Below are 19337 nucleotides of genomic sequence, written 5' to 3' on the forward strand. Positions count from 1 at the left end.
TTTTATAACTGTTAAACATTACGCCGGCCGCTCTTTTCAGGCTTTCTTTCCTTCCGCCAAATTCAGCATTTCCTGTGCGTGATGCAATGTTTTTTCGGTAATTTCCACACCGCCCAGCATCCGTGCCAATTCTTTGACACGCCCGTCCTCCGTAAGTCCCTCAATTTGAGTCATGGTCCGTCCGTCATGAACATTTTTCTCAATAAGGTACTGATGATCTGCCATACATGCCACCTGTGGCAAATGAGTAATGGAGAACACCTGACAAACGGAAGATAAACGATATAGCTTCTCGGCAATGGATTGAGCTGCACGACCACTCACCCCGGTATCCACCTCGTCAAAAATGAGTACTGGAATTTGATCATGACGCGCAAAAATACTTTTCATCGCCAACATGATACGTGATAGCTCACCGCCTGAAGCGATCTTACCAAGTGGACGTAATGGCTCACCTGGATTAGGGGAAATAAGAAATTCAGCATTATCAATGCCCTGCTTGGTAGGTCTTACCTTCAGACCTTTGTACTCATATCCGCGTGGATCTTCAATTGGATCAATGCGCACCTTGAGTGACGTTCTTTCCATCTGTAGGTCTTTTAACTCCTGCTCCACTTGCTCTGCAAGCTCTTCAGCGCAAATTTCACGTGCTTCTGTAAGCTCTTCCGAAATCTCAAGCAAATCGGACAGCAACTCGTCCCGTTTTGCAATGAGCTGCTCCAGCCGCTCATCTTTATTTTCCAGCAGATCGGTTTCCTGCTCAATACGGCTATAGTATTCCAAAATCTGCTCTATACTATCACCATATTTTCGCTGTAATCCGGTAATTTGATTCAAACGTTGTTCCACTTCATGCAGCTTGCCTGGATTAAATTCAATATCCTCACGATAAGAACGTAATTGGAATGCTGCGTCCTCCAACTGGTAAAAAGCAGACTGAATCTGCTCTGCAATGGGCTGAAGGCTTTTGCTGTCATAGTTTTGGACATCGTTCAATCTGGTCAACACGTTATTGATCGTATCCAGTCCACCTCTGCCGCTTAAGAGTTCGTATGCTCCTGATATCCCATCCATCATTTTCTCACTATGGGATAGCTTGACCCGTTCTTCTGCCAATAATTCATCTTCTCCCAATTTCAACTCCGCCGCAGCGATCTCTTCTAGTTGAAATCGGTACATATCCAAAAGCTGATAAGCCTTTTGACTGGAGCTTTGCAGTTCTCTTACTTCTTTTTCCGCTTTGACAAAAGCATTGTAACGCTCCCGATAAAGCGTTTTGACCGGACCGATCACCGAATCACCGAACGTATCCAGCAGCGCCAGATGGCGATCTGCACGTAGCAGGCTTTGATGCTCATGCTGCCCGTGTATATTGACGAGTTGCTCACCTACCTCACGCAGCATCGTTAAATTAACCATCTGGCCGTTAATTCGAGAAGAGCTTTTTCCCTGAACCGTAAGTTCACGACGAATTAGCAAATGCTCCTCCGCATTAGCCTTAATCCCTTGTTCCTCAAGTGTATTCCAAACGGGGTGTTTTACTGGCAGTTCAAACAAGGCTTCCATCTCTGCTTTATCACAACCGTAACGCACTAAATCAGCAGAGCCCCTACCGCCTGCAATTAGCCCAAGCGCATCGATAATAATGGATTTACCAGCACCTGTTTCCCCGCTCAACACATGAAACCCTTTATAAAAATGAACATCGACGGCCTCTACGACCGCCAAATTCCGTATAGACAAAGTGACCAGCATCGTTCTTTCACCTCTATGATGTACAAATTAAAACGCCTAATATGCGTAGCCATTATAATTAGGAAATGTAGCCCATAAGACGATTCACGATAGCTTCGCTGTTTTCTTCCGATCGGCAAATAATCAAAATGGTGTCATCTCCGCTAATCGTACCCATAATTTCGGACCATTCAATATTGTCCAATAAAGCAGCAATCGAGTTGGCTGTTCCCGGCAGACACTTCATCACAATCAGATTGGTTGTGTAGTCAATATGCAAAAAGTTATCAACCAACGTACGTTTCAGTTTCTGGGCTGGATTGTAGCGCTGATCTGAAGGCATCGAATATTTATATCTGCCATCGTCCATTGGGACCTTGATGAGCAGTAGCTCCTTGATATCACGCGATACGGTCGCCTGCGTGACCTGAAAACCAGCCTTACGCAATGCTTCAACCAGATCATCCTGCGTCTCAATCTCATGTTGTGAAATAATTTCCCTAATTTTAATATGTCGTTGACCCTTCATATAATCCTCCTATGGATTAACCTTCATATTCCTCTTCTTCGAGGTCTTCCACTAATGTAATAAGGCGAATACTTCGCTCGTCCGTATCAACGTACAATACACCCGCGCAACCCGGATAGAGCAATAAATACGGCATGAGCCTGTCCCTTAAATCAGGACCACTCCACTCCATTGGTTTCTTGCGGCGTGACGTTTTGACCATATATGTCGAACCGTTTCGTACAGCCACGTAGTCTATAAACAAACGGCTATACACGGTATGTCCGTTCACTTTAAAAGCAAGCGGTATTTTCATCTTCCCGCCCACTACTTCATATCCTGCTTCTTCGAGTAGGTGTGTGGCAGGTCCTTCGTCCAAGTCCTCGTTAATCGGTATCGTCTTTAGCACAAGCGGCTCTGGCTCCTTCAACCAGGCACGTAGGCTATACAAAGCCCATATTCCTAATATCACCCCGATCACAGCGATGATAACCGTATCATATCTTGTGTCCATGGACCGATCACCTCATGGACATATTCTAGGACAAGATGTAAAATCCCTTTTCCTTTGTACATCTCATTATAGGCGAACGTGAGTTCTACAATCAATCCCTCACACCAAAAAGAGGTTCCCTTAAGTTCACAGAACTCATGGAGAACCCCTGAATGTTACTTACGCGATGGACCATTATTAAAAGTCTGACCTGCTTCCTGAACGGTACGTTCAATCAGTGGTCTGAAATCCATCTTCTCCAGCTGCGATTCTGCAGCAGGAAACCCATCCAAACGCCAATGCGCTAAAAATTCAATATTGCCTTCTCCACCTGTAATAGGTGAATAAGCCAAACCTTGCAGCGTAAGTCCAAGCTCATGTGCAAACATCAGAATGGTCTGCAACACTTCTTTATGCGTAGCAGGATCACGGACCACACCGGATTTTCCGACCTTTTCGCGTCCAGCTTCGAATTGCGGCTTGATTAGAGCTACAATATCAGCAGGTTGATGCAACAAGGCAAGCAACGGGGGCAAAATAATACGTAATGAAATAAAGGAAACGTCAATACTAGCAAAATTCGGCACGGAACCATTCAAATCCGCGGGTGTCATATATCTGAAATTCGTTTTCTCCATTACGCATACTCGTTCATCATTACGAAGCGACCAATCCAGCTGGTTATAACCCACATCAATGGCGTATACGTATTCAGCTCCATGCTGAAGCGCACAATCCGTAAAACCTCCAGTGGACGAGCCAATATCCAGCATTGTCCTGCCCTTCATATCCAGCTCAAATTGACGGATGGCCTTCTCCAGCTTCAATCCTCCACGGCTTACATACGGATGCACCGAACCCTTAACTTTAAGCTCGCTGGCGCGTGGTACCTTCATCCCCGCCTTCTCGATCCGTTCGCTGTCCGCCAGCACTAGCCCAGCCATAATCGCAGCTTTAGCTTTTTCACGGCTTTCAAAAAAGCCTTGTTCTACAAGTAATACATCAATGCGTTCCTTCGGAACAGACATGTTAATCTCCCTTTAGGCAGCCAGGCTGCTCTTGTCATACTTTTTATAAACGTCATGGTCTTCACTTCAAGTTACCCTATACAGATTGTCCCATGCCATATGCTGGCTCAGCAGCCCATTTACGCAACTTTAAGCATACATCTTCAATGGTGAGACCTACTTCAGCACGCTGCTCTTTGATGGAGCCATGCTCCACGAACAGATCGGGAATCCCCATTAGGCGCACCTGTGCCTCTTGTATTTCGGCTTTAGCGTAAAATTCCAGTACAGCGCTACCCAAGCTTCCTGCTTCAGAAGCTTCTTCCAATACGATCAGCTTCGTATGCTGACGAGCCAGCTCACGCAACATATCCTCGTCCAAAGGTTTCAGGAAACGAGCATTCACGACGCCCACTTGCAAACCTTCCCGTTTCATCGCCTCCGCAGCCTCTGTCGCCACCTGGAGCATCGGTCCTGATGCAATTACAGCAAAGCCCTCACCCTTACGCAGGAGCTCCCAACTGCCGATGGGAATAGCCTGTAATTCTTTATCCAACGGCACGCCAACCACATTAACACGTGGGTAACGATAAGCAATTGGACCATCTTCATAGTCGAGCGCTGTTTTCATCATATGACGTAGCTCGTTCTCATCCTTTGGCATCATAAGCACAAGATTGGGGATATGACGTAAGAATGCCACATCAAACACGCCATGATGAGTTTCCCCGTCAGCCCCAACAAAACCTGCACGGTCAATCGCGAACATTACGTTCGCATTATGACGACAGATATCATGCACAATCTGGTCATAAGCACGCTGCATAAAAGTGGAGTACACCGCAAACACCGGCTTCATCCCTTCCATTGCCAACGCAGCACACATGGTAGCTGCATGCTGTTCAGCAATGCCGACGTCAATCATACGGCTAGGAAACTCTTTACTAAACGGTACCAAACCTGATCCGCCAGGCATAGCGGGTGTGACCGCAACGATGCGCTCATCCTGCTCAGCCAGCTCAATCAGCGTTCGGCCGAAAATTTCCGTATACATCGGATTACCTACAGCTTTGAGTACCTGACCCGATTCAATTTTGTAGGGACTGATTCCATGCCATTTGTGTGAATCTGCTTCCGCAGGTTTATAGCCCTTGCCCTTGGTGGTTACGACATGCACCAATACAGGGCCAGTGACATTATCAGCCTGCTGGAAGGTTTCGATTAGCTTCGGCAAATCATGTCCGTCCACTGGACCGAGATACGTAAGTCCCAGCTCTTCAAACAGTACACCAGGCACCATCATATATTTAAGACTGTCCTTGACACGGCCAGCCGATTTGGCAAGTTTACCGCCGATCGCGGGTATTTTTTTCAGCAAAACTTCCAGCTCATCTTTTGCCCGCAAATAATGGCGGTCCGAGCGGATTTTACTCAAATAATTATGCATGGCCCCTACATTAGGTGCTATGGACATTTCGTTGTCATTCAGAATTACCATTAAATTTTTGCGCTCATGTCCGATATGATTCAACGCTTCGAAGGCCATCCCCCCAGTCAGCGCGCCGTCTCCGATCATTGCAATGACTTTATTGTCCTCGCCCTTCAAATCTCGAGCCAAAGCCATTCCCATTGCGGCCGACAGAGAAGTGCTGCTATGACCGGCTTCCCAAACATCATGCTCGCTCTCACTTCTTTTTACAAAACCACAAAGTCCATCACGCTGACGAAGTGTATCAAAACGGTCCATTCGCCCTGTCAATATTTTGTGTACGTAGGCTTGGTGCCCAACGTCATAAATCATCTTGTCCTTCGGACTGTTATAGCAATAATGCAGGGCGATCGTGAGCTCAACCACTCCCAGATTCGATGCCAGATGCCCCCCAGTCACGGACAGCTTCTCAATCAAAAAGCTCCTGATTTCCTCGGCTAGAGAAGCCAACTCCTCAACCGACAGTGATTTCAGATCGCCTGGTTGCTTTATGTGTGGAAGCAGCACGCATATCTCCCCGCTTTCCTTCAAGTTTGTGAGTAAAGTTAACAAGTATTATATCACACTTTTTGACTGTGCTTAAACGCAGACAAGTCAAAACAGCTCTAACGCAACTAATGATCACGCTTCATCAGGTAATCGGCTATCTCCAGCAAACGAGAAGAATCGGGGATACCACTCTCTATTATCACTCTTTTAGCAGATGCGGTGAGTTCCTCTACCTGCTGCAAAGATGCGTCCATACCAATGAAATACGGATAGGTGACCTTCTCTTGTTCAACATCACTTTGCGTTTTCTTACCCATTTTACTCTCATCGCCTATGAGGTCCAGTATATCGTCCTGTATCTGAAAAGCCAGCCCCAAATCTCGTCCAAAGCGTCGAAGCGCCTCTAATTGACCCTTGTCCGCCCCACCAATCCGTCCACCTGCCAAGAGCGAGAAAATAATCAAATCAGCCGTTTTATGAAGATGGATATATTCCAGTTCCTCGATCCCCGTCATTCCTTGCTCGCCTGACATATCGGCGACCTGTCCGCCTACCATGCCCCGCGCGCCACTCATTTCGGACAAATCCTCAACTATGGACAATAGCGAATCAGACGAAACACCGTGACGCCGTCCTGCTTGCACAATACTGTAAAAGGCATGGGTCAACAAAGCATCACCCGCAAGGACGGCAACCGCCTCGCCGTATACCTTATGATTCGTCAGCTTACCTCGCCGATAGTCATCATCATCCATGGCTGGCAAGTCGTCATGAATGAGGGAGTACGTATGTACCATTTCTACCGCACATGCCACTGGCAGCGCAGCTTCCCTGCTTCCACCGAATGCTTCAGCAGCAGCGATCACAAGCAGAGGCCGCAGCCGTTTTCCGCCTGCGGTGAGTGAATAATTCATGGATTCTCGAAGAACATCGGGAATGTCCCAATCGGCCGGGAATTGCTCGGTCAGTGCGGACGAAACCGCATCCGTCGTCCCGGTCAAATATTCCTTGAACGACGGTCTATTCAAGTCCTTCACCGCCGTTTTCATCCAGTCCCCCACCAAAAGGCTTCTTGCGCAAATCTCCATCCTCTTCCACGATCATTTCAATTTTACGTTCAACCTGCTCCAGCTTCTGACTGCAAAGTTGAGACAACTTCATCCCCCGCTGGAACAAATCAATGGCTTGCTCCAGAGGAACGTCTCCATGCTCCAGTTGTCCGACAATTTCTTCAAGAGCAGCCATAGCTGCTTCAAAATTCAATTCCGTTTCATTCGCCACCGTGCTTCGCGTCCTCCTTCATTCCCCATACTTGGCAGTCCAACTGCCCATCACTCACTTTAATCTTGATGGAATCTCCCGGCTGTACGTCTTTGAGCGACTTAATCAGCCGTTTTTCCTGCTCATCGTATACCAAGCTATAGCCTCGGGCCATGACTTTGAGTGGGCTCAGCGCATCCAGTTGACGAATTCCCGTGTGCAACTGCTGCCGTCCCGTTTTCGTAATAGCACGCATCGCAGACTCCAGCTGACGTTGCGCCATATCCGTCTGCTTGCGTGCTGAACGAATTTGTTCACGCGGATTAAACCGTTCTAGTACCTGACGCATACGTGCGTTCTTTTCTGCGTTCAAACGAGAACGGTTACGCGCTGCGCGGATTAGACGCTGATGCAGCATGTCCATTCGCTCTGCATGCTGTAGCATATAGCGGCGTGGGTGCAGCAGGACTGGTGAACGCTGAAGCCTCGCCAAGCGTACACGGCTGGTTTCCAGCCGCTGCCGGAGGGCGTTGCGCAACCGTTGCTCCCGCTGGAGCAGCTGATCCCGTAGCTCTGCCTGATTAGGCACGGCCAACTCGGCTGCTGCGGTTGGCGTTGCCGCACGTAAGTCAGCCACAAAATCGGCAATGGTAAAATCCGTTTCGTGTCCAACTGCCGAAATAACCGGAATGACCGATGCGTAAATGGCGCGCGCAACCGCTTCCTCATTAAACGCCCACAGTTCTTCCAACGAGCCACCTCCCCGTCCGACAATCATCACCTGAACCTCTTGCATACGATTCATAGTTTCAATTGCCTTGACGATCGAGGGGGCGGCACCTTTTCCTTGTACAAGCACAGGATACAACACAATTCCAGCCTGCGGGTATCGCCGTTGAAGTGTCGTAATAATATCACGCACAGCCGCTCCAGTCGGTGACGTAATCACGCCAATGGTTACTGGATGGGCAGGGAGGCTACGCTTACGAGCAGTATCAAACAGTCCCTCTGCATCCAGCTTTTGCTTGAGCTGCTCGTAAGCTAAATAAAGGCTTCCTATACCATCAGGCTGCATTTGAGTCGCATAAAACTGATATTGTCCATCTCGTTCGTACACGGATACGTTTCCCCGGGCAATAACACGCGTACCTTCTTTCGGTACGAAAGGGAGCCGCTGATTATGGGTTGCAAACATAATCGAACGTATGCGGCTCCCCTCATCCTTGAGCGTAAAGTACATGTGACCACTTGAATGATGCGTAAAATTAGAAATTTCCCCGCGTATCCATACATCAGACAGCACCTGATCCGACTCCAATTTCATCCGGATATAACGATTCAGGTCCTTTATAGAGTAAATACGTTGTTCAGCCACAGGCAGCTGTCCTTATGCCAAACCGTGCGACCGCTTGGCCGCTACGAGCGTATTTTGCATCAGCATCGTAATTGTCATCGGCCCTACTCCGCCGGGAACAGGCGTAATCGGACCAGACACTTGCTTCACGCTCTCAAAATCAACGTCCCCCGCCAGCTTTCCGTTTTCCAGACGGTTCATCCCTACATCTATCACTACCGCTCCGGGCTTCACGAACGAAGCATCAATAAAGTTGGCTTTGCCGATCGCAACGACTAAGATATCTGCTTGTCGACTTAGGTCCGCAATATTCGCTGTACGGGAGTGGCACATCGTAACCGTAGCATTTTCACGCTGCAACAATAAAGACACTGGCTTGCCCACGATATTACTGCGACCAATAACTACCGCATGTTTACCGGCTATCTCCACTCCAGCACGCTTAATTAACTCAATGACTCCAGCAGGAGTACAAGGCAATAGACTATCGTCACCGATGACCAAATTCCCTACGTTCACCGGATGGAATCCATCCACATCCTTCTCCACTGCAATCGCGTCAATGACAGCTTTTTCATGAATATGCTTTGGCAACGGCAGTTGCACCAAAATTCCATGGATGGTACTTTGATGGTTCAGCTTGTTTACCAGTTCCAGTAATGCTTCCTGCGAAGTATCTGCTGCCAACCGGTGAACCTCGGAGTAATAGCCGAGATCATGGCATGCCTTTTCCTTGTTTTTAACATACACTTGCGAAGCGGGATCTTCGCCTACCAATACAACAGCCAGTCCGGGTTGAAAGCTGTGCTCTTTCAAACGAATGACCTCTTGCTGAATGCTTGCGCGAATATCCTGAGAGATTTGTTTACCATCAATGATCGGTGCTGACATGTTTTACCACTCTCCAACCTGATTCAGTAGTCTCTACTTAAAAACGTGCTTTCAATTGCTCCAGTTCTTGTATCACTCGCCCCAGTACGCCATTAACAAATTTACCGGATTCCTCGGTACCAAAGTGCTTCGACAACTCAATCGCTTCATTAACAGCTACCTTGGCTGGAACATCCTCACGGAAAATCATCTCATATGCCGCAAGCCTTAAAATTTGACGATCTACACGTGAAAGCCTGCTGATCTGCCAGCCTTTAAGATAATCCACCAGCAGCCCATCAATGGCTTCCTTGTGCTCCCACGTACCCCGCACATGCTCCAAGACATACGCTCTTAACACTGCTGCATTTTTAACGACAACTTCCGCTTCGTTTTCCTCAGCGGCTTCCTGAAGCAACATGTCCACGGCTGCTGCCGCATCCACTTCATTCATTTCCATATGGTACATACTCTGTACCGCTAATTCCCTCGCCAGACGTCTTTTCATGCCCTGCCTCCTACGCTTGCCTATATCTATTTTTCATTCTAACCAATTTCCACAAAAAAACCTGTGAACGCATCCTCCAAAACGTTGGGCGCAAAGAAGCTACAGCTCTATTTTTGGAGAACACGTATCACAGGGTTCATTTAAAAGGACGCCAACGTTGCGACAACCAATCGCCCCATTCCTTCCAAGGGAGGAATGAACCGAGCGCTGAATCGCTACGTCTTCCTAGCGTATATCCGATGAACACCATCAATGCAAAGAACAACATATTCCAAAAGCCTGCCCACAAATAAATAAAACCGAAAAAAATACCAGCCGTGATCCCCATGATCCGGCCCTTGTAACTTCCCCATATTTCTTTCCAGGGCATCAGGGAAAATCACCTCTATTCCACACGACTCTTAAAGCTGGGTGACTGAGAAACATTAGCGATGTACACCGATACATTGGACACAGGAATTCCTGTAATTTCTTCCACATGATCGTGTACCCCCTTTTGTACCTCGGAGGTTAACACCGGAAAGGAGCTTTCCCCGTCTACAACCGCCCGAATCGTAATATCAAGTCCCGAATCCAACACACGAACGCGTGCTTTCAAATCCTGCATCCCGCGAAATCGGGAAGCTGCTTTGAGGCACAGATTTTCAATGGTATCCACTGAAATCTGAATGTCACCGTATTCCGTTCGTTGATCAATAGAATGCTGTACGGTTTGGTTCCGTCGAATAGAGATATAAAAAAAACGAAGACTCAATAACAACAGAACCCCTGCAATAATCAGGCTGGTAAACCACACTACTCGCTCATCCTCAATACTTAAAACATACGGAATGGCCCCGCTCAGGAGGAGGATGGCGAGAATGGAAATAATTCCGATACTTAAGCTGTACAAGAACAGCAGAAGTCTGTCCATAACTTTAGCCACGAAACGCACAGCCTCCTTAAATTAGAGTAAACCCTCGACCCATAAGGGTCGGGGGTTTGTACAAAGTATCGCTCTATTTAACCCGTCCGGCGCCCAGCACTTCCGGCTCTTCTACTTTATCGGCATTTTTGAATTGAACATCATGAATTTGCACGTTCACTTCAACAACGTTAAGACCTGTCATGTTCTCAATCGAACGCTTAACATTATGCTGAATAGCAGCAGCCACCTCAGGCAGACGGTTACCGTACTCAATAATGACGGAGACGTCTACAGCAGCTTCACGCTGTCCGACTTCCACTTTTACACCTTTAGATAAATTTTTGCGGCCTAGCAGTTCGGCAAACCCACCAGCAAATCCGCCACTCATTCCCGCAACGCCCGGTACCTCAACGGTAGCCAGTCCGGCAATGACTTCAATAACTTCTGGGGCAATTTGAATCTCCCCAATTTCTGTACGTTCGAATTCGGTTGGCACTGTGCTCATACCTTCAACACCTTTCGGTCAAAATAAGTTTCATTCCAGCTTTGGATTTCAAAGCAGACATGCTCACTTATTATCCATACTATATCATTTGGCGTTCATTATGACAAACGGAGGAAATATACCGATTAAACTTCGTTTTCCTCCAAAAATTTAATATCAAAATCGCCTTTAATAAAGGTCGGATGCTCTAGCAAGCGCTGATGAAAAGAAATCGTTGTGGGTATGCCCTCAATAGCAAACTCAGTCAAAGCCCGCTTCATTTTGGCAATTGCATCCTGCCGTGTAGGTGCCCACACAATCAGCTTGGCGATCATAGAGTCATAATAAGGAGGAATGCTATAACCTGGATATACTGCACTGTCTACCCGTACCCCAGGACCGCCTGGAGGCAGATAAAACCCGATTTTACCCGGTGCAGGCATAAAATTACGATCCGGATCCTCAGCGTTAATACGGCACTCTATCGCCCAACCATTGATGGTGACTTCTTCCTGCGTAAAGGAAAGCGGATGCCCTTCAGCGACAGAAATCATTTCCTTAATCAGGTCTACACCGGTAATCATTTCTGTTACGGGATGTTCTACCTGAATACGTGTATTCATTTCCATGAAATAGAAATTGTTGTCCGGGCCGAGCAAAAATTCGAGAGTACCTGCACCAGAGTATTGAACGGCCAAAGCTGCACGAACAGCTGCCTGACCCATTTCTTCACGGACATCCTGTGAAAGTACAGGACATGGCGCTTCCTCCAACAACTTCTGACGACGACGCTGCACAGAGCAGTCCCGTTCGCCCAAATGGGCAACATTACCATGCTTGTCCGCTATGATTTGTATTTCCACATGTTTCATACCGGTCAAATATTTTTCTAGGTACACACCCGCATTGCCAAATGCCTTTTGCGCCTCCTGCTGAGCAGTAGTGATTTGCTGAATGAGGTTATCCTCATCTTCGGCGATACGAATACCTTTACCTCCGCCACCTGCTGTGGCCTTGATAATTACCGGATATCCGATATCACGTGCGATGCCGATCGCATCCTGCAAATCCTCAACCAGCCCGTCTGAACCCGGAATAACCGGAACTCCGGCATCCTTCATGGTCTGCTTGGCAACGGCTTTATCTCCCATTTTGTTAATGGCTTCAGGAGAAGGACCAATAAACGTAATATTACACGATTCGCAAATTTCAGCGAAGTCTGCGTTTTCCGCCAAAAATCCGTAACCTGGATGAATGGCATCACATTCAGTCAATGTAGCAACGCTCATCAGATTCGTAAAATTAAGGTAGCTGTCCTTAGATAGCGTCGGTCCGATACAGTAAGCCTCATCTGCGAGACGCACATGTAACGAATCCTTGTCAGCTTCCGAATATACAGCAACTGTCGAAATATTCATTTCGCGGCAAGCGCGAATGATACGAACCGCAATTTCTCCACGATTCGCAATCAATACTTTTTGAAATGTCATGACTTTATCCTCCCTGGGAGCAGTCTTGCCGAACCCTCAAAAGAGGGTGCAAACAAGCTTTTTACTCCGGTTTCACAAGGAACAATGGCTGGCCATACTCGACCAACTGTCCGTTTTCGGCCAAAATTTCCACAATTTCGCCCTTCACTTCAGCTTCCAGCTCGTTCATCAGCTTCATCGCTTCAATGATACATACCGTTGTTTTTTCGCCCACTTTGCTGCCGATACTCACATACGGAGCCGTATCCGGTGATGAAGAACTATAGAAAGTGCCTACCATCGGAGATACGATTTTATGTAGATTGCTTGCATATTCCCTCGGTTCTCCAGCAGTTGTAGATCCAACATCGGACTGTACTTGTGGATTTGGAATAACAGCTTGTGGTGCCACTGCATAAGCAGGTGTTGCCACAGGAGCCTGTACTGTAACGATTTCGCTTTTGCCCGGTTTACGGATCAACAGGCGAGTTCCTTCATTTTCAATTTCAAGCTCATGCACAGACGTTTCATCCACCAGCTTGATCAATTCCTTAATCTCGCTTAATTTAAACATCTCTATTAATCACTCCTTCAGCATTTTGCCGGTTGCTGATAACATTGTTGAAACAGCTTTATGTATTATATCACAATCATTAAAAATAGAAAGAGCCCGGAATAATGCAGAAATCCGGGCTTTTTCGCGTTTTTTGTCTTATTGTGTAACATATTGGACACTGATCTTATCCTGCGTTACGTTCAGTTCCTTCATGACTTTGTCGACAATTGTTACCGCTTGCTTAGCATCCAATTTTTCACTCAGAACCACTACTTTGTATTTATCAGCGTCTTCCTCACGGACGACCGCATTGGCGAACTGTTGCTGAAGCTCTTCTTCAATTCCAGTAATTTTAGCCTGCTTATCTTCAAGTACATGTAATTCCTTTTGAGCCTCCGCAGCTTTCTTTGGTGTGCTGTCGTTCATTGCGGTAGTCAGTTCATCATTTTTCTTCTGATTTTCCACGTCCCGTTCCAGCAAATAGTTGTCAATCACAGCTGCTGCTGTAGGTTGGGCAGCTTGATCAGTTGCCACTTGATCCAGTACCTGCTGGTCGGTTTTGGCTGTAGAGGCTGCTTTGTCGTCACTTTGTGCTGTCGCGTCCGTCTTAGTCGCTGTTGTGTTTTGATTGGATGTCGCCGGTTCAGTAGTAGGGGTAGCTGCCGTACCTTTGTCGCCTTTTGAGTTTTCTGTTGCTGGGTCAGTTGTAGAAGCCGTATCCGACTTTGTGGAATTTGCTGATGCTCCATCAGTTACTTCTCCATTCGTCACTACTTCGTTTACCTTCAGTTCGTTCAATTGTTCCTCTGCCTTCGTCGTTGCTTCCTGTGCGGCATCCTGCTTAACCTTGCTCACTTGTTCACTATCGGCTACTGGTGGATTTGCAGGGCTTGAGTCCTCCGTAAACAAATAATACGCAGACAGCACGACCATTAAACTCAGCATGGACACCAGCCAAACGGTTTGTCTTTTATTATTCATGTTCCGTCCTCCATATTCATTAATGGTTTAAAATATAAACTTCTTTGTTCCTGAATTCCAAATTATCCCTGCTTGCGCGGTACGACTGAAATTTTGTAGGAAGGTACATTTAGCCCCTTCTGTACAGCATCGACAATTAGCTGCTTCACTGTAGGGTTTTCTGCCCCCATAGCCACAACAAGCACTCCCCTCACCTGCGGTTTTACTTTTTTTGTCACAATCGGGGTGTGCTGACCACCAGATGATTCATAGGTGACAATTTCGCCATCACGTGTATATTGAGTAGTGTGCCGTTGTCCACCATTGGCGTCCGTCTCATTGTTCTCTTCCTGCATGTCCTTTACATTGCGTTGAACGATAACTTCTTCGGTGGAGTCTACCGTAACCATGACATCAACGGTTCCTACGCCAACAATCTGCTCCAGCATCTGTTTCATATTGTCCTCAAAAACCTTCTCAATCCCGGCAAAAGAACTTTCTTCACCTGTTGTTGTCTCTAACGTAGGCTCATTTTTCATCACGCCAGGCGGCTCACGCCCTACGTTTTCTGGATCAACCTTTTTTACATTAACGAATGAATTAAAGAGCATAATCGCTACACCGATAAGGCCAAGAATAAGCAACCAACGAAATGAATTGAACCTTTTCGCCCCATCCGCCCCTCCACCCAGCCATTGCTCCAGCTTTTTCAGCCATTTGCTCATTTCTGCTCACCTCCTGTTACCATTCATGTGTTCCATCCTGCGAAGAAAGCACCTGAACATTTTTGCTATCTATCCCCCATTTTTCACGTAAAAGTCCTGTAATTAAGCCAAATGCTTTCGTATCTGTTGGCTTTCCGTCCTCAACAGTTTTGTCAGGATTACGATCATCTTCTCGCGTTCCTTCATTAAAATCTGAAGTTTTTGCATGTGTTGGCTCTACACGAATATTCACTGTCTTTTCGGCTACAGGCTCCACCATAATCGGCTTGACATCTGCACCAGGCGAGACGTCTGTGTTTTTCTTTTCTTTTTCTGGCTGCTGTTCTGCCAATTGGACCACTACCGACTGGACACCCGTTCCTGCCTCCAGCCCTGATTCCTCCTGTTGAATCTTTGCAAGGGTAACCTGGACCGACTGAATTGCTAACCCAGTATACTGTTCCAACTGTCCTTTCATTTCCTTAGCTACCTCTTTGCCAGCCCATTGCATGGAGCTTTGTTCTTGCTGTAGCTTTAACTGGCTGCCTTTTGCTAGAATCTCCTCCAATGTCGGTTCCCTCTTGCCTGTCTCAGCCTGACGTTGAAGATCCAATGCTCGCCCTAGAACCTCGGAAGGACTGGTGCTCAGTAAGCGCACGACCGGAGACAGCAACGTCAGCAGAATAAGCAGGCTGAGAACGAGTTTGACATACCTCTCCATAGATCGGCTCGGTAAGATCATATCGACAAAAGAAGCCAGCAACACGATTAGCACCAGTTCCTTGAGCCAGCCTGCCAGCCAGGTCACGTCACTCTCCTCCCCCCTTGTTGGTTTACGTGCATTGGTTCACCTCATCATGACTGTCATATTGCCTGCTGCGAGCATGACTGTAATTGCAAGGAAGGACATCAATCCCACTGCTGCCAGCGCCGCGAAAACATAAATCATGCTCTTGCCGATCGCATCCAGACATGCCACGATAGGCGTATCACCCAAAGGCTGCATGATCGCTGCTGTCACTTTATAAATGAGCGCCAGCGTCAGAATCTTGAGGGCGGGAAAGGCGCATAGGAACAAAATAATAATGACTCCTACCAGACCAATGGCATTTTTAACGAGCAGCGAAGCCGAAATAACTGTATCTGTCGCATCTGCCAACGCCTTGCCGACCACCGGAACAAAGCTACCTGTAATATATTTGGCTGTACGGATCGTTAATCCGTCAGTAACGGACGATGTCAAGCCTTGTACCGAAATGACTCCTAGAAAAATGGTCAGCAGCACTCCCAGCACTGCTACTCCAGCGTTCCGCAACAGATCGGCTAGCTGGGTCAGCTTGTATTTGCCCGTCAGCGAGTTGACCAAATACAGCACAGCCGAGAAGAACAGCAGCGGGAAAACCAGCGTATGAATGACTGTTCCGACTGTGTTGATCATAAATACAATCAGCGGGTGGGTCACCGAAACTGTTACGACGTTCCCCATCGAGGCTAGCATGGTAAACAGCAAAGGCAACATTGCCATCATGAAGTGAATCATGCTATCAATCGCTTCTTTGGCATAACCAATCGCTACACTAAAGCTATTAATCGCCAAAATGATAATGACCATGTATACGATAGCGTAGGCCACTTTGCTGACCTGTTTGCTTTCAAAAGCGCTTTGCAGCGTTTCCAGCACCATACTCATAATGCTGAGCATGACGATGGTGACGAGCAACTTGGCATTTACTCGGATTTCATGGATGAAAAAATCAGCTATAGCGCTCAATACACCCTTTATGCTGAACCCTTCACCGCCTGGAAGCAGCATGTCCATGAAGGAAGGCGTTTTCTGATCAGGGAAAAATCCGCCGTATTGCTGCATGAGCCCGTCCCAATAATGTTCTACTTCGTCTTTGGGCATTTGCTCCGCCTGCTGTCTGATCCATTCGTTTGTCGGTGTATTATCTGCAAAGAGGAACGCAGCCGAGGCACACCAGAAACATAGCAGCAACATTGCAATTACTTTGAGATTCGGCATGCCCCCCAGCCTTTTCATGGCATCACCCCCTCAGGCGGGCATCAGCTTCAGAATGGTATCAATAATAATGCTGATAATCGGGATTGCGAGCACCATAATGAGTACCTTTCCGGTAAGCTCAATTTTGGAAGCAATCCCGTCTTGTCCTGCATCCCGAACGATTTGCGCTCCAAATTCAGCAATATAAGCGATACCGATTATTTTCAAGACGGTTTTAAAATAGATCATATCCATGCCTGAAGACCGGGCCAGTCTCTCCAGTACAGCAACCACAGATCCGATCTTCCCAATCAGCAGCAAAAAAATGACGATTCCCGCAGCTGTTGCAATCAAAAAGGCAAACATCGGCTTCTGTTCCTTAATGACTAAAATAAGGACTGTGGCAATGAGGGAGAAGCCCACCACCTGAATAATTTCCATGTGTCCACCTACTGAAAAAGAAAGATAGATTTGATCTCTTGCAGAAGGTTATCCAGCATTCGCACCACCATGAACAGGACCACGACGAAGCCGATGACCGTTACCCAGTGCGCCATGTCTTCTTTGCCCATTTGCTTTAATACGGTATGAATCATAGCGATAATAATGCCAATTCCGGCAATTTGGAAAATTGCGTTCACTTCTAAATTCATTCGAGCACCCCGCTAATAGATCAAAATGACGATCAATGCTCCGATCAGCAGTCCCAGGCTCCTGCTCATACGCTCGTACCTCACCTGATCTGCCTGCGCCTGCGCTTCCTCATGGGATAACTGCTGGATGGTCAACGCAATGTGCTTGATCTGGTCTTCACGGTCGCTGGTTCCAAGACTGTAAGCAAGCTGCCGCATCGCTTCCTTCTCGGCTTGCTTCATAGAGGAACGGCTCCACGAGTCTTCAATGGCTTTATGCAAGCTTTCTCTGGCAGTCAGGCCAAAAGAGGGGTGCATCCAGCGTGAGGCTTGCTGAAACAGAGTGCGTAAGGGCTCTCGCAAGGGCTCTCCTGTCTTGGCGAAAGCATCTGGTAGCGGAGACACCCCGTAGGAAACCTCGGTGGTCAATCTTTGCAGCGCAAGAATCAACTCCCTGATTTGCCGCGGCCTCATTGCAAACTGCCTTGCCCGTTGCCAACCTGCCAGCGTAGCGGCCAGTATAACCAAGGCTGCACCCAGCAGCTTAAGCATAGGAGATGCCCCCATTCTGCCCTTCTCCAGACAGTGTAATCCTGCGTTGCTTGGCATCTGCCAGTCGGAATGAGACGCCCCGGCTCGTCCGCTCCAGCATGACGTAGAGTTGAAATAGCTCTTGTCCTGTAGTTAATCCAGCAAAAGCAGACCGGGTCGCCATTTCAGCCACATCGCGACCATGTGCGGAAGCAATGACTGCAATGCCTGCATGGAGCGCTTCGCGCACCGCCTCAGCATCTTCCGGTCGTCCGATTTCATCAACAATGAGGACATCCGGTGACATCGAGCGGATCATCATCATCATGCCTTCTGCTTTCGGACATCCGTCCAATACATCGGTGCGAGGCCCGACATCAAAACCCGGGATACCTTTGTGACTACCAGCGATCTCAGAGCGTTCGTCTATAATGCCTACCTTGAGTCCATTCCGTCGCCCCCCATGGCTTTCCATCCCTCCGTAACTGAGTTGCCGAGCCAAGTCCCTAAGCAGTGTCGTTTTGCCATGCTGAGGAGGGGACAAAATGAGGGTATGCCGGATTTTCCCGGACATTCGATCTGCTACATAAGGCAATATCCGATCAGCTATGCCGGGAATTGCACGCGCAATTCTTACATTAAAGCTGCTTATATCCCTCAAATGCTCCACTCGTCCTCGGTTGAGCACGGTTCTCCCTGCCAAGCCAATACGATGACCGCCAGGGATCGTAATAAACCCTTTACGAAGCTCCTCTTCCATCGTATAGAGGGAATGATTGCTGATAAAATCCAGCAGTCGGTGGGCATCCTCACGGTCAGGCTTATAGGCTTCCACATGGTTCAAAGTCAGCTGACCAGCAGACGTTACAAAATGATGTTCACCGTTTGCATTAATTTCCAACGGCCTTCCTTCCCTGACCCGGATTTCTTCCAGTTGCTCAAATACCGTTTCTGGAAGCCTTCCGAGTATACCGTGCAACGGTTCGGGAAATAACTCCAGCCATTCCATACCGATGCAGCCCCCTCACAGTTGTCATTTTTCTTTAAGACAAGTCTATGGTTGACTCTCGCTTTTTATGCCGAAAATATATTGAAAACCTAGGCAAACTTTTGCTAACTCCTATCAACGCTCAACAGACCTTTCTCCCGCTTGTTTAAGCACCATTCTCTAATTTGCACAAATAAAAAAGGGCCTCTCAAAGCCTTGTCGGCTAAGGGAAACCCTTGGGTAGAAAAGATAGATTCAGAAAAAAAGAGGCTGCCCCTCAGTTTAACTCTCACTGATGGAACAACCTCTTAACCTACTGCTGTATTCTATGATTTATCAAACTATAAATAGAGGGCATATAATGTATCAACCTTTATCTGTCATAAGCATCG

The 19337-nt window shown here is 47.5% G+C and carries 23 protein-coding genes; all 23 read right to left on the bottom strand.

The features are described 5' to 3' along the window. Window positions 1–36 precede the first annotated feature (36 nt). The 23 genes from recN to spoIIIAA all read right to left on the bottom strand — a co-directional run bounded on the left by recN (window position 37) and on the right by spoIIIAA (window position 18966). The gene (gene recN, locus MKY75_RS14845) at window positions 37–1755 is read right to left on the bottom strand and encodes a DNA repair protein RecN (RefSeq protein WP_069012725.1); all 1719 of its coding nucleotides are present in this window, start codon (window positions 1753–1755) and stop codon (window positions 37–39) included. A 58-nt stretch (window positions 1756–1813) separates the two neighbouring features. Beyond that, window positions 1814–2263, bottom strand: coding sequence for a transcriptional regulator AhrC/ArgR (gene ahrC, locus MKY75_RS14850; protein ID WP_013310809.1), 450 nt, complete (start codon window positions 2261–2263; stop codon window positions 1814–1816). A gap of 16 nt (window positions 2264–2279) precedes the next feature. Then, complete coding sequence (locus MKY75_RS14855) at window positions 2280–2756, bottom strand: hypothetical protein (protein WP_029517268.1); 477 nt, start codon at window positions 2754–2756, stop codon at window positions 2280–2282. A gap of 155 nt (window positions 2757–2911) precedes the next feature. After that, window positions 2912–3763, bottom strand: a complete 852-nt coding sequence (locus tag MKY75_RS14860; protein ID WP_029517267.1) for a TlyA family RNA methyltransferase — start codon at window positions 3761–3763, stop codon at window positions 2912–2914. Between the two features lie 76 nt (window positions 3764–3839). Beyond that, on the bottom strand, window positions 3840–5738 hold the full coding sequence (dxs, locus tag MKY75_RS14865) for a 1-deoxy-D-xylulose-5-phosphate synthase (RefSeq protein WP_029517266.1): 1899 nt from the start codon (window positions 5736–5738) through the stop codon (window positions 3840–3842). Window positions 5739–5845: 107 nt separating this feature from the next. Further along, window positions 5846–6769 carry a polyprenyl synthetase family protein gene (locus MKY75_RS14870; protein WP_069012726.1) on the bottom strand — a complete coding sequence of 308 codons (924 nt, stop codon included), beginning with the start codon at window positions 6767–6769 and terminating at the stop codon, window positions 5846–5848. After that, window positions 6741–7001 carry an exodeoxyribonuclease VII small subunit gene (gene xseB / locus MKY75_RS14875; RefSeq protein WP_013310814.1) on the bottom strand — a complete coding sequence of 87 codons (261 nt, stop codon included), beginning with the start codon at window positions 6999–7001 and terminating at the stop codon, window positions 6741–6743. Before xseB ends, MKY75_RS14870 begins: the two co-directional genes overlap by 29 nt. Beyond that, window positions 6991–8304 (bottom strand): exodeoxyribonuclease VII large subunit, encoded by a 1314-nt coding sequence (gene xseA / locus MKY75_RS14880; protein WP_069012754.1) that lies wholly within the window; start codon window positions 8302–8304, stop codon window positions 6991–6993. Before xseA ends, xseB begins: the two co-directional genes overlap by 11 nt. Window positions 8305–8367: 63 nt before the next feature. Next, on the bottom strand, window positions 8368–9225 hold the full coding sequence (folD, locus tag MKY75_RS14885) for a bifunctional methylenetetrahydrofolate dehydrogenase/methenyltetrahydrofolate cyclohydrolase FolD (RefSeq protein WP_029517261.1): 858 nt from the start codon (window positions 9223–9225) through the stop codon (window positions 8368–8370). A 37-nt stretch (window positions 9226–9262) separates the two neighbouring features. Continuing rightward, entirely contained in the window at window positions 9263–9712 is a 450-nt protein-coding gene (gene nusB, locus MKY75_RS14890) for a transcription antitermination factor NusB (protein ID WP_013310817.1), read from the bottom strand. Between the two features lie 136 nt (window positions 9713–9848). After that, window positions 9849–10082 carry a DUF2273 domain-containing protein gene (locus tag MKY75_RS14895; protein ID WP_023989248.1) on the bottom strand — a complete coding sequence of 78 codons (234 nt, stop codon included), beginning with the start codon at window positions 10080–10082 and terminating at the stop codon, window positions 9849–9851. 15 nt (window positions 10083–10097) lie between these two features. Further along, window positions 10098–10637, bottom strand: a complete 540-nt coding sequence (gene amaP, locus MKY75_RS14900) for an alkaline shock response membrane anchor protein AmaP (protein WP_340885761.1) — start codon at window positions 10635–10637, stop codon at window positions 10098–10100. A 73-nt stretch (window positions 10638–10710) separates the two neighbouring features. Then, window positions 10711–11124 carry an Asp23/Gls24 family envelope stress response protein gene (locus MKY75_RS14905; RefSeq protein WP_029517259.1) on the bottom strand — a complete coding sequence of 138 codons (414 nt, stop codon included), beginning with the start codon at window positions 11122–11124 and terminating at the stop codon, window positions 10711–10713. A 125-nt stretch (window positions 11125–11249) separates the two neighbouring features. Next, the gene (accC, locus tag MKY75_RS14910) at window positions 11250–12593 is read right to left on the bottom strand and encodes an acetyl-CoA carboxylase biotin carboxylase subunit (RefSeq protein WP_029517258.1); all 1344 of its coding nucleotides are present in this window, start codon (window positions 12591–12593) and stop codon (window positions 11250–11252) included. Between the two features lie 61 nt (window positions 12594–12654). After that, a complete protein-coding gene (accB, locus tag MKY75_RS14915) occupies window positions 12655–13146 on the bottom strand; it encodes an acetyl-CoA carboxylase biotin carboxyl carrier protein (protein ID WP_029517257.1) in 492 nt (163 codons plus the stop codon). Between the two features lie 138 nt (window positions 13147–13284). Continuing rightward, window positions 13285–14109 carry a SpoIIIAH-like family protein gene (locus MKY75_RS14920; protein WP_165147060.1) on the bottom strand — a complete coding sequence of 275 codons (825 nt, stop codon included), beginning with the start codon at window positions 14107–14109 and terminating at the stop codon, window positions 13285–13287. A 62-nt stretch (window positions 14110–14171) separates the two neighbouring features. After that, window positions 14172–14813, bottom strand: coding sequence for a stage III sporulation protein AG (gene spoIIIAG, locus MKY75_RS14925; protein ID WP_029517255.1), 642 nt, complete (start codon window positions 14811–14813; stop codon window positions 14172–14174). Between the two features lie 16 nt (window positions 14814–14829). Next, on the bottom strand, window positions 14830–15600 hold the full coding sequence (gene spoIIIAF, locus MKY75_RS14930; protein ID WP_165147063.1) for a stage III sporulation protein AF: 771 nt from the start codon (window positions 15598–15600) through the stop codon (window positions 14830–14832). Window positions 15601–15639: 39 nt separating this feature from the next. After that, window positions 15640–16833, bottom strand: coding sequence for a stage III sporulation protein AE (gene spoIIIAE / locus MKY75_RS14935; protein ID WP_069012727.1), 1194 nt, complete (start codon window positions 16831–16833; stop codon window positions 15640–15642). Window positions 16834–16845: 12 nt separating this feature from the next. Next, entirely contained in the window at window positions 16846–17235 is a 390-nt protein-coding gene (spoIIIAD, locus tag MKY75_RS14940) for a stage III sporulation protein AD (protein ID WP_340885763.1), read from the bottom strand. Between the two features lie 8 nt (window positions 17236–17243). After that, window positions 17244–17447: a stage III sporulation protein AC gene (spoIIIAC, locus tag MKY75_RS14945; protein WP_010345636.1), complete on the bottom strand. Its 204-nt coding sequence runs from the start codon at window positions 17445–17447 to the stop codon at window positions 17244–17246. 12 nt (window positions 17448–17459) lie between these two features. Next, complete coding sequence (spoIIIAB, locus tag MKY75_RS14950; RefSeq protein WP_029517252.1) at window positions 17460–17978, bottom strand: stage III sporulation protein SpoIIIAB; 519 nt, start codon at window positions 17976–17978, stop codon at window positions 17460–17462. Further along, window positions 17971–18966 (bottom strand): stage III sporulation protein AA, encoded by a 996-nt coding sequence (gene spoIIIAA, locus MKY75_RS14955; RefSeq protein ID WP_069012729.1) that lies wholly within the window; start codon window positions 18964–18966, stop codon window positions 17971–17973. Before spoIIIAA ends, spoIIIAB begins: the two co-directional genes overlap by 8 nt. Window positions 18967–19337: the final 371 nt, after the last annotated feature.

It is taken from the genome of Paenibacillus sp. FSL L8-0663 (assembly GCF_038008125.1).
Lineage (GTDB): Bacteria > Bacillota > Bacilli > Paenibacillales > Paenibacillaceae > Paenibacillus > Paenibacillus polymyxa_D.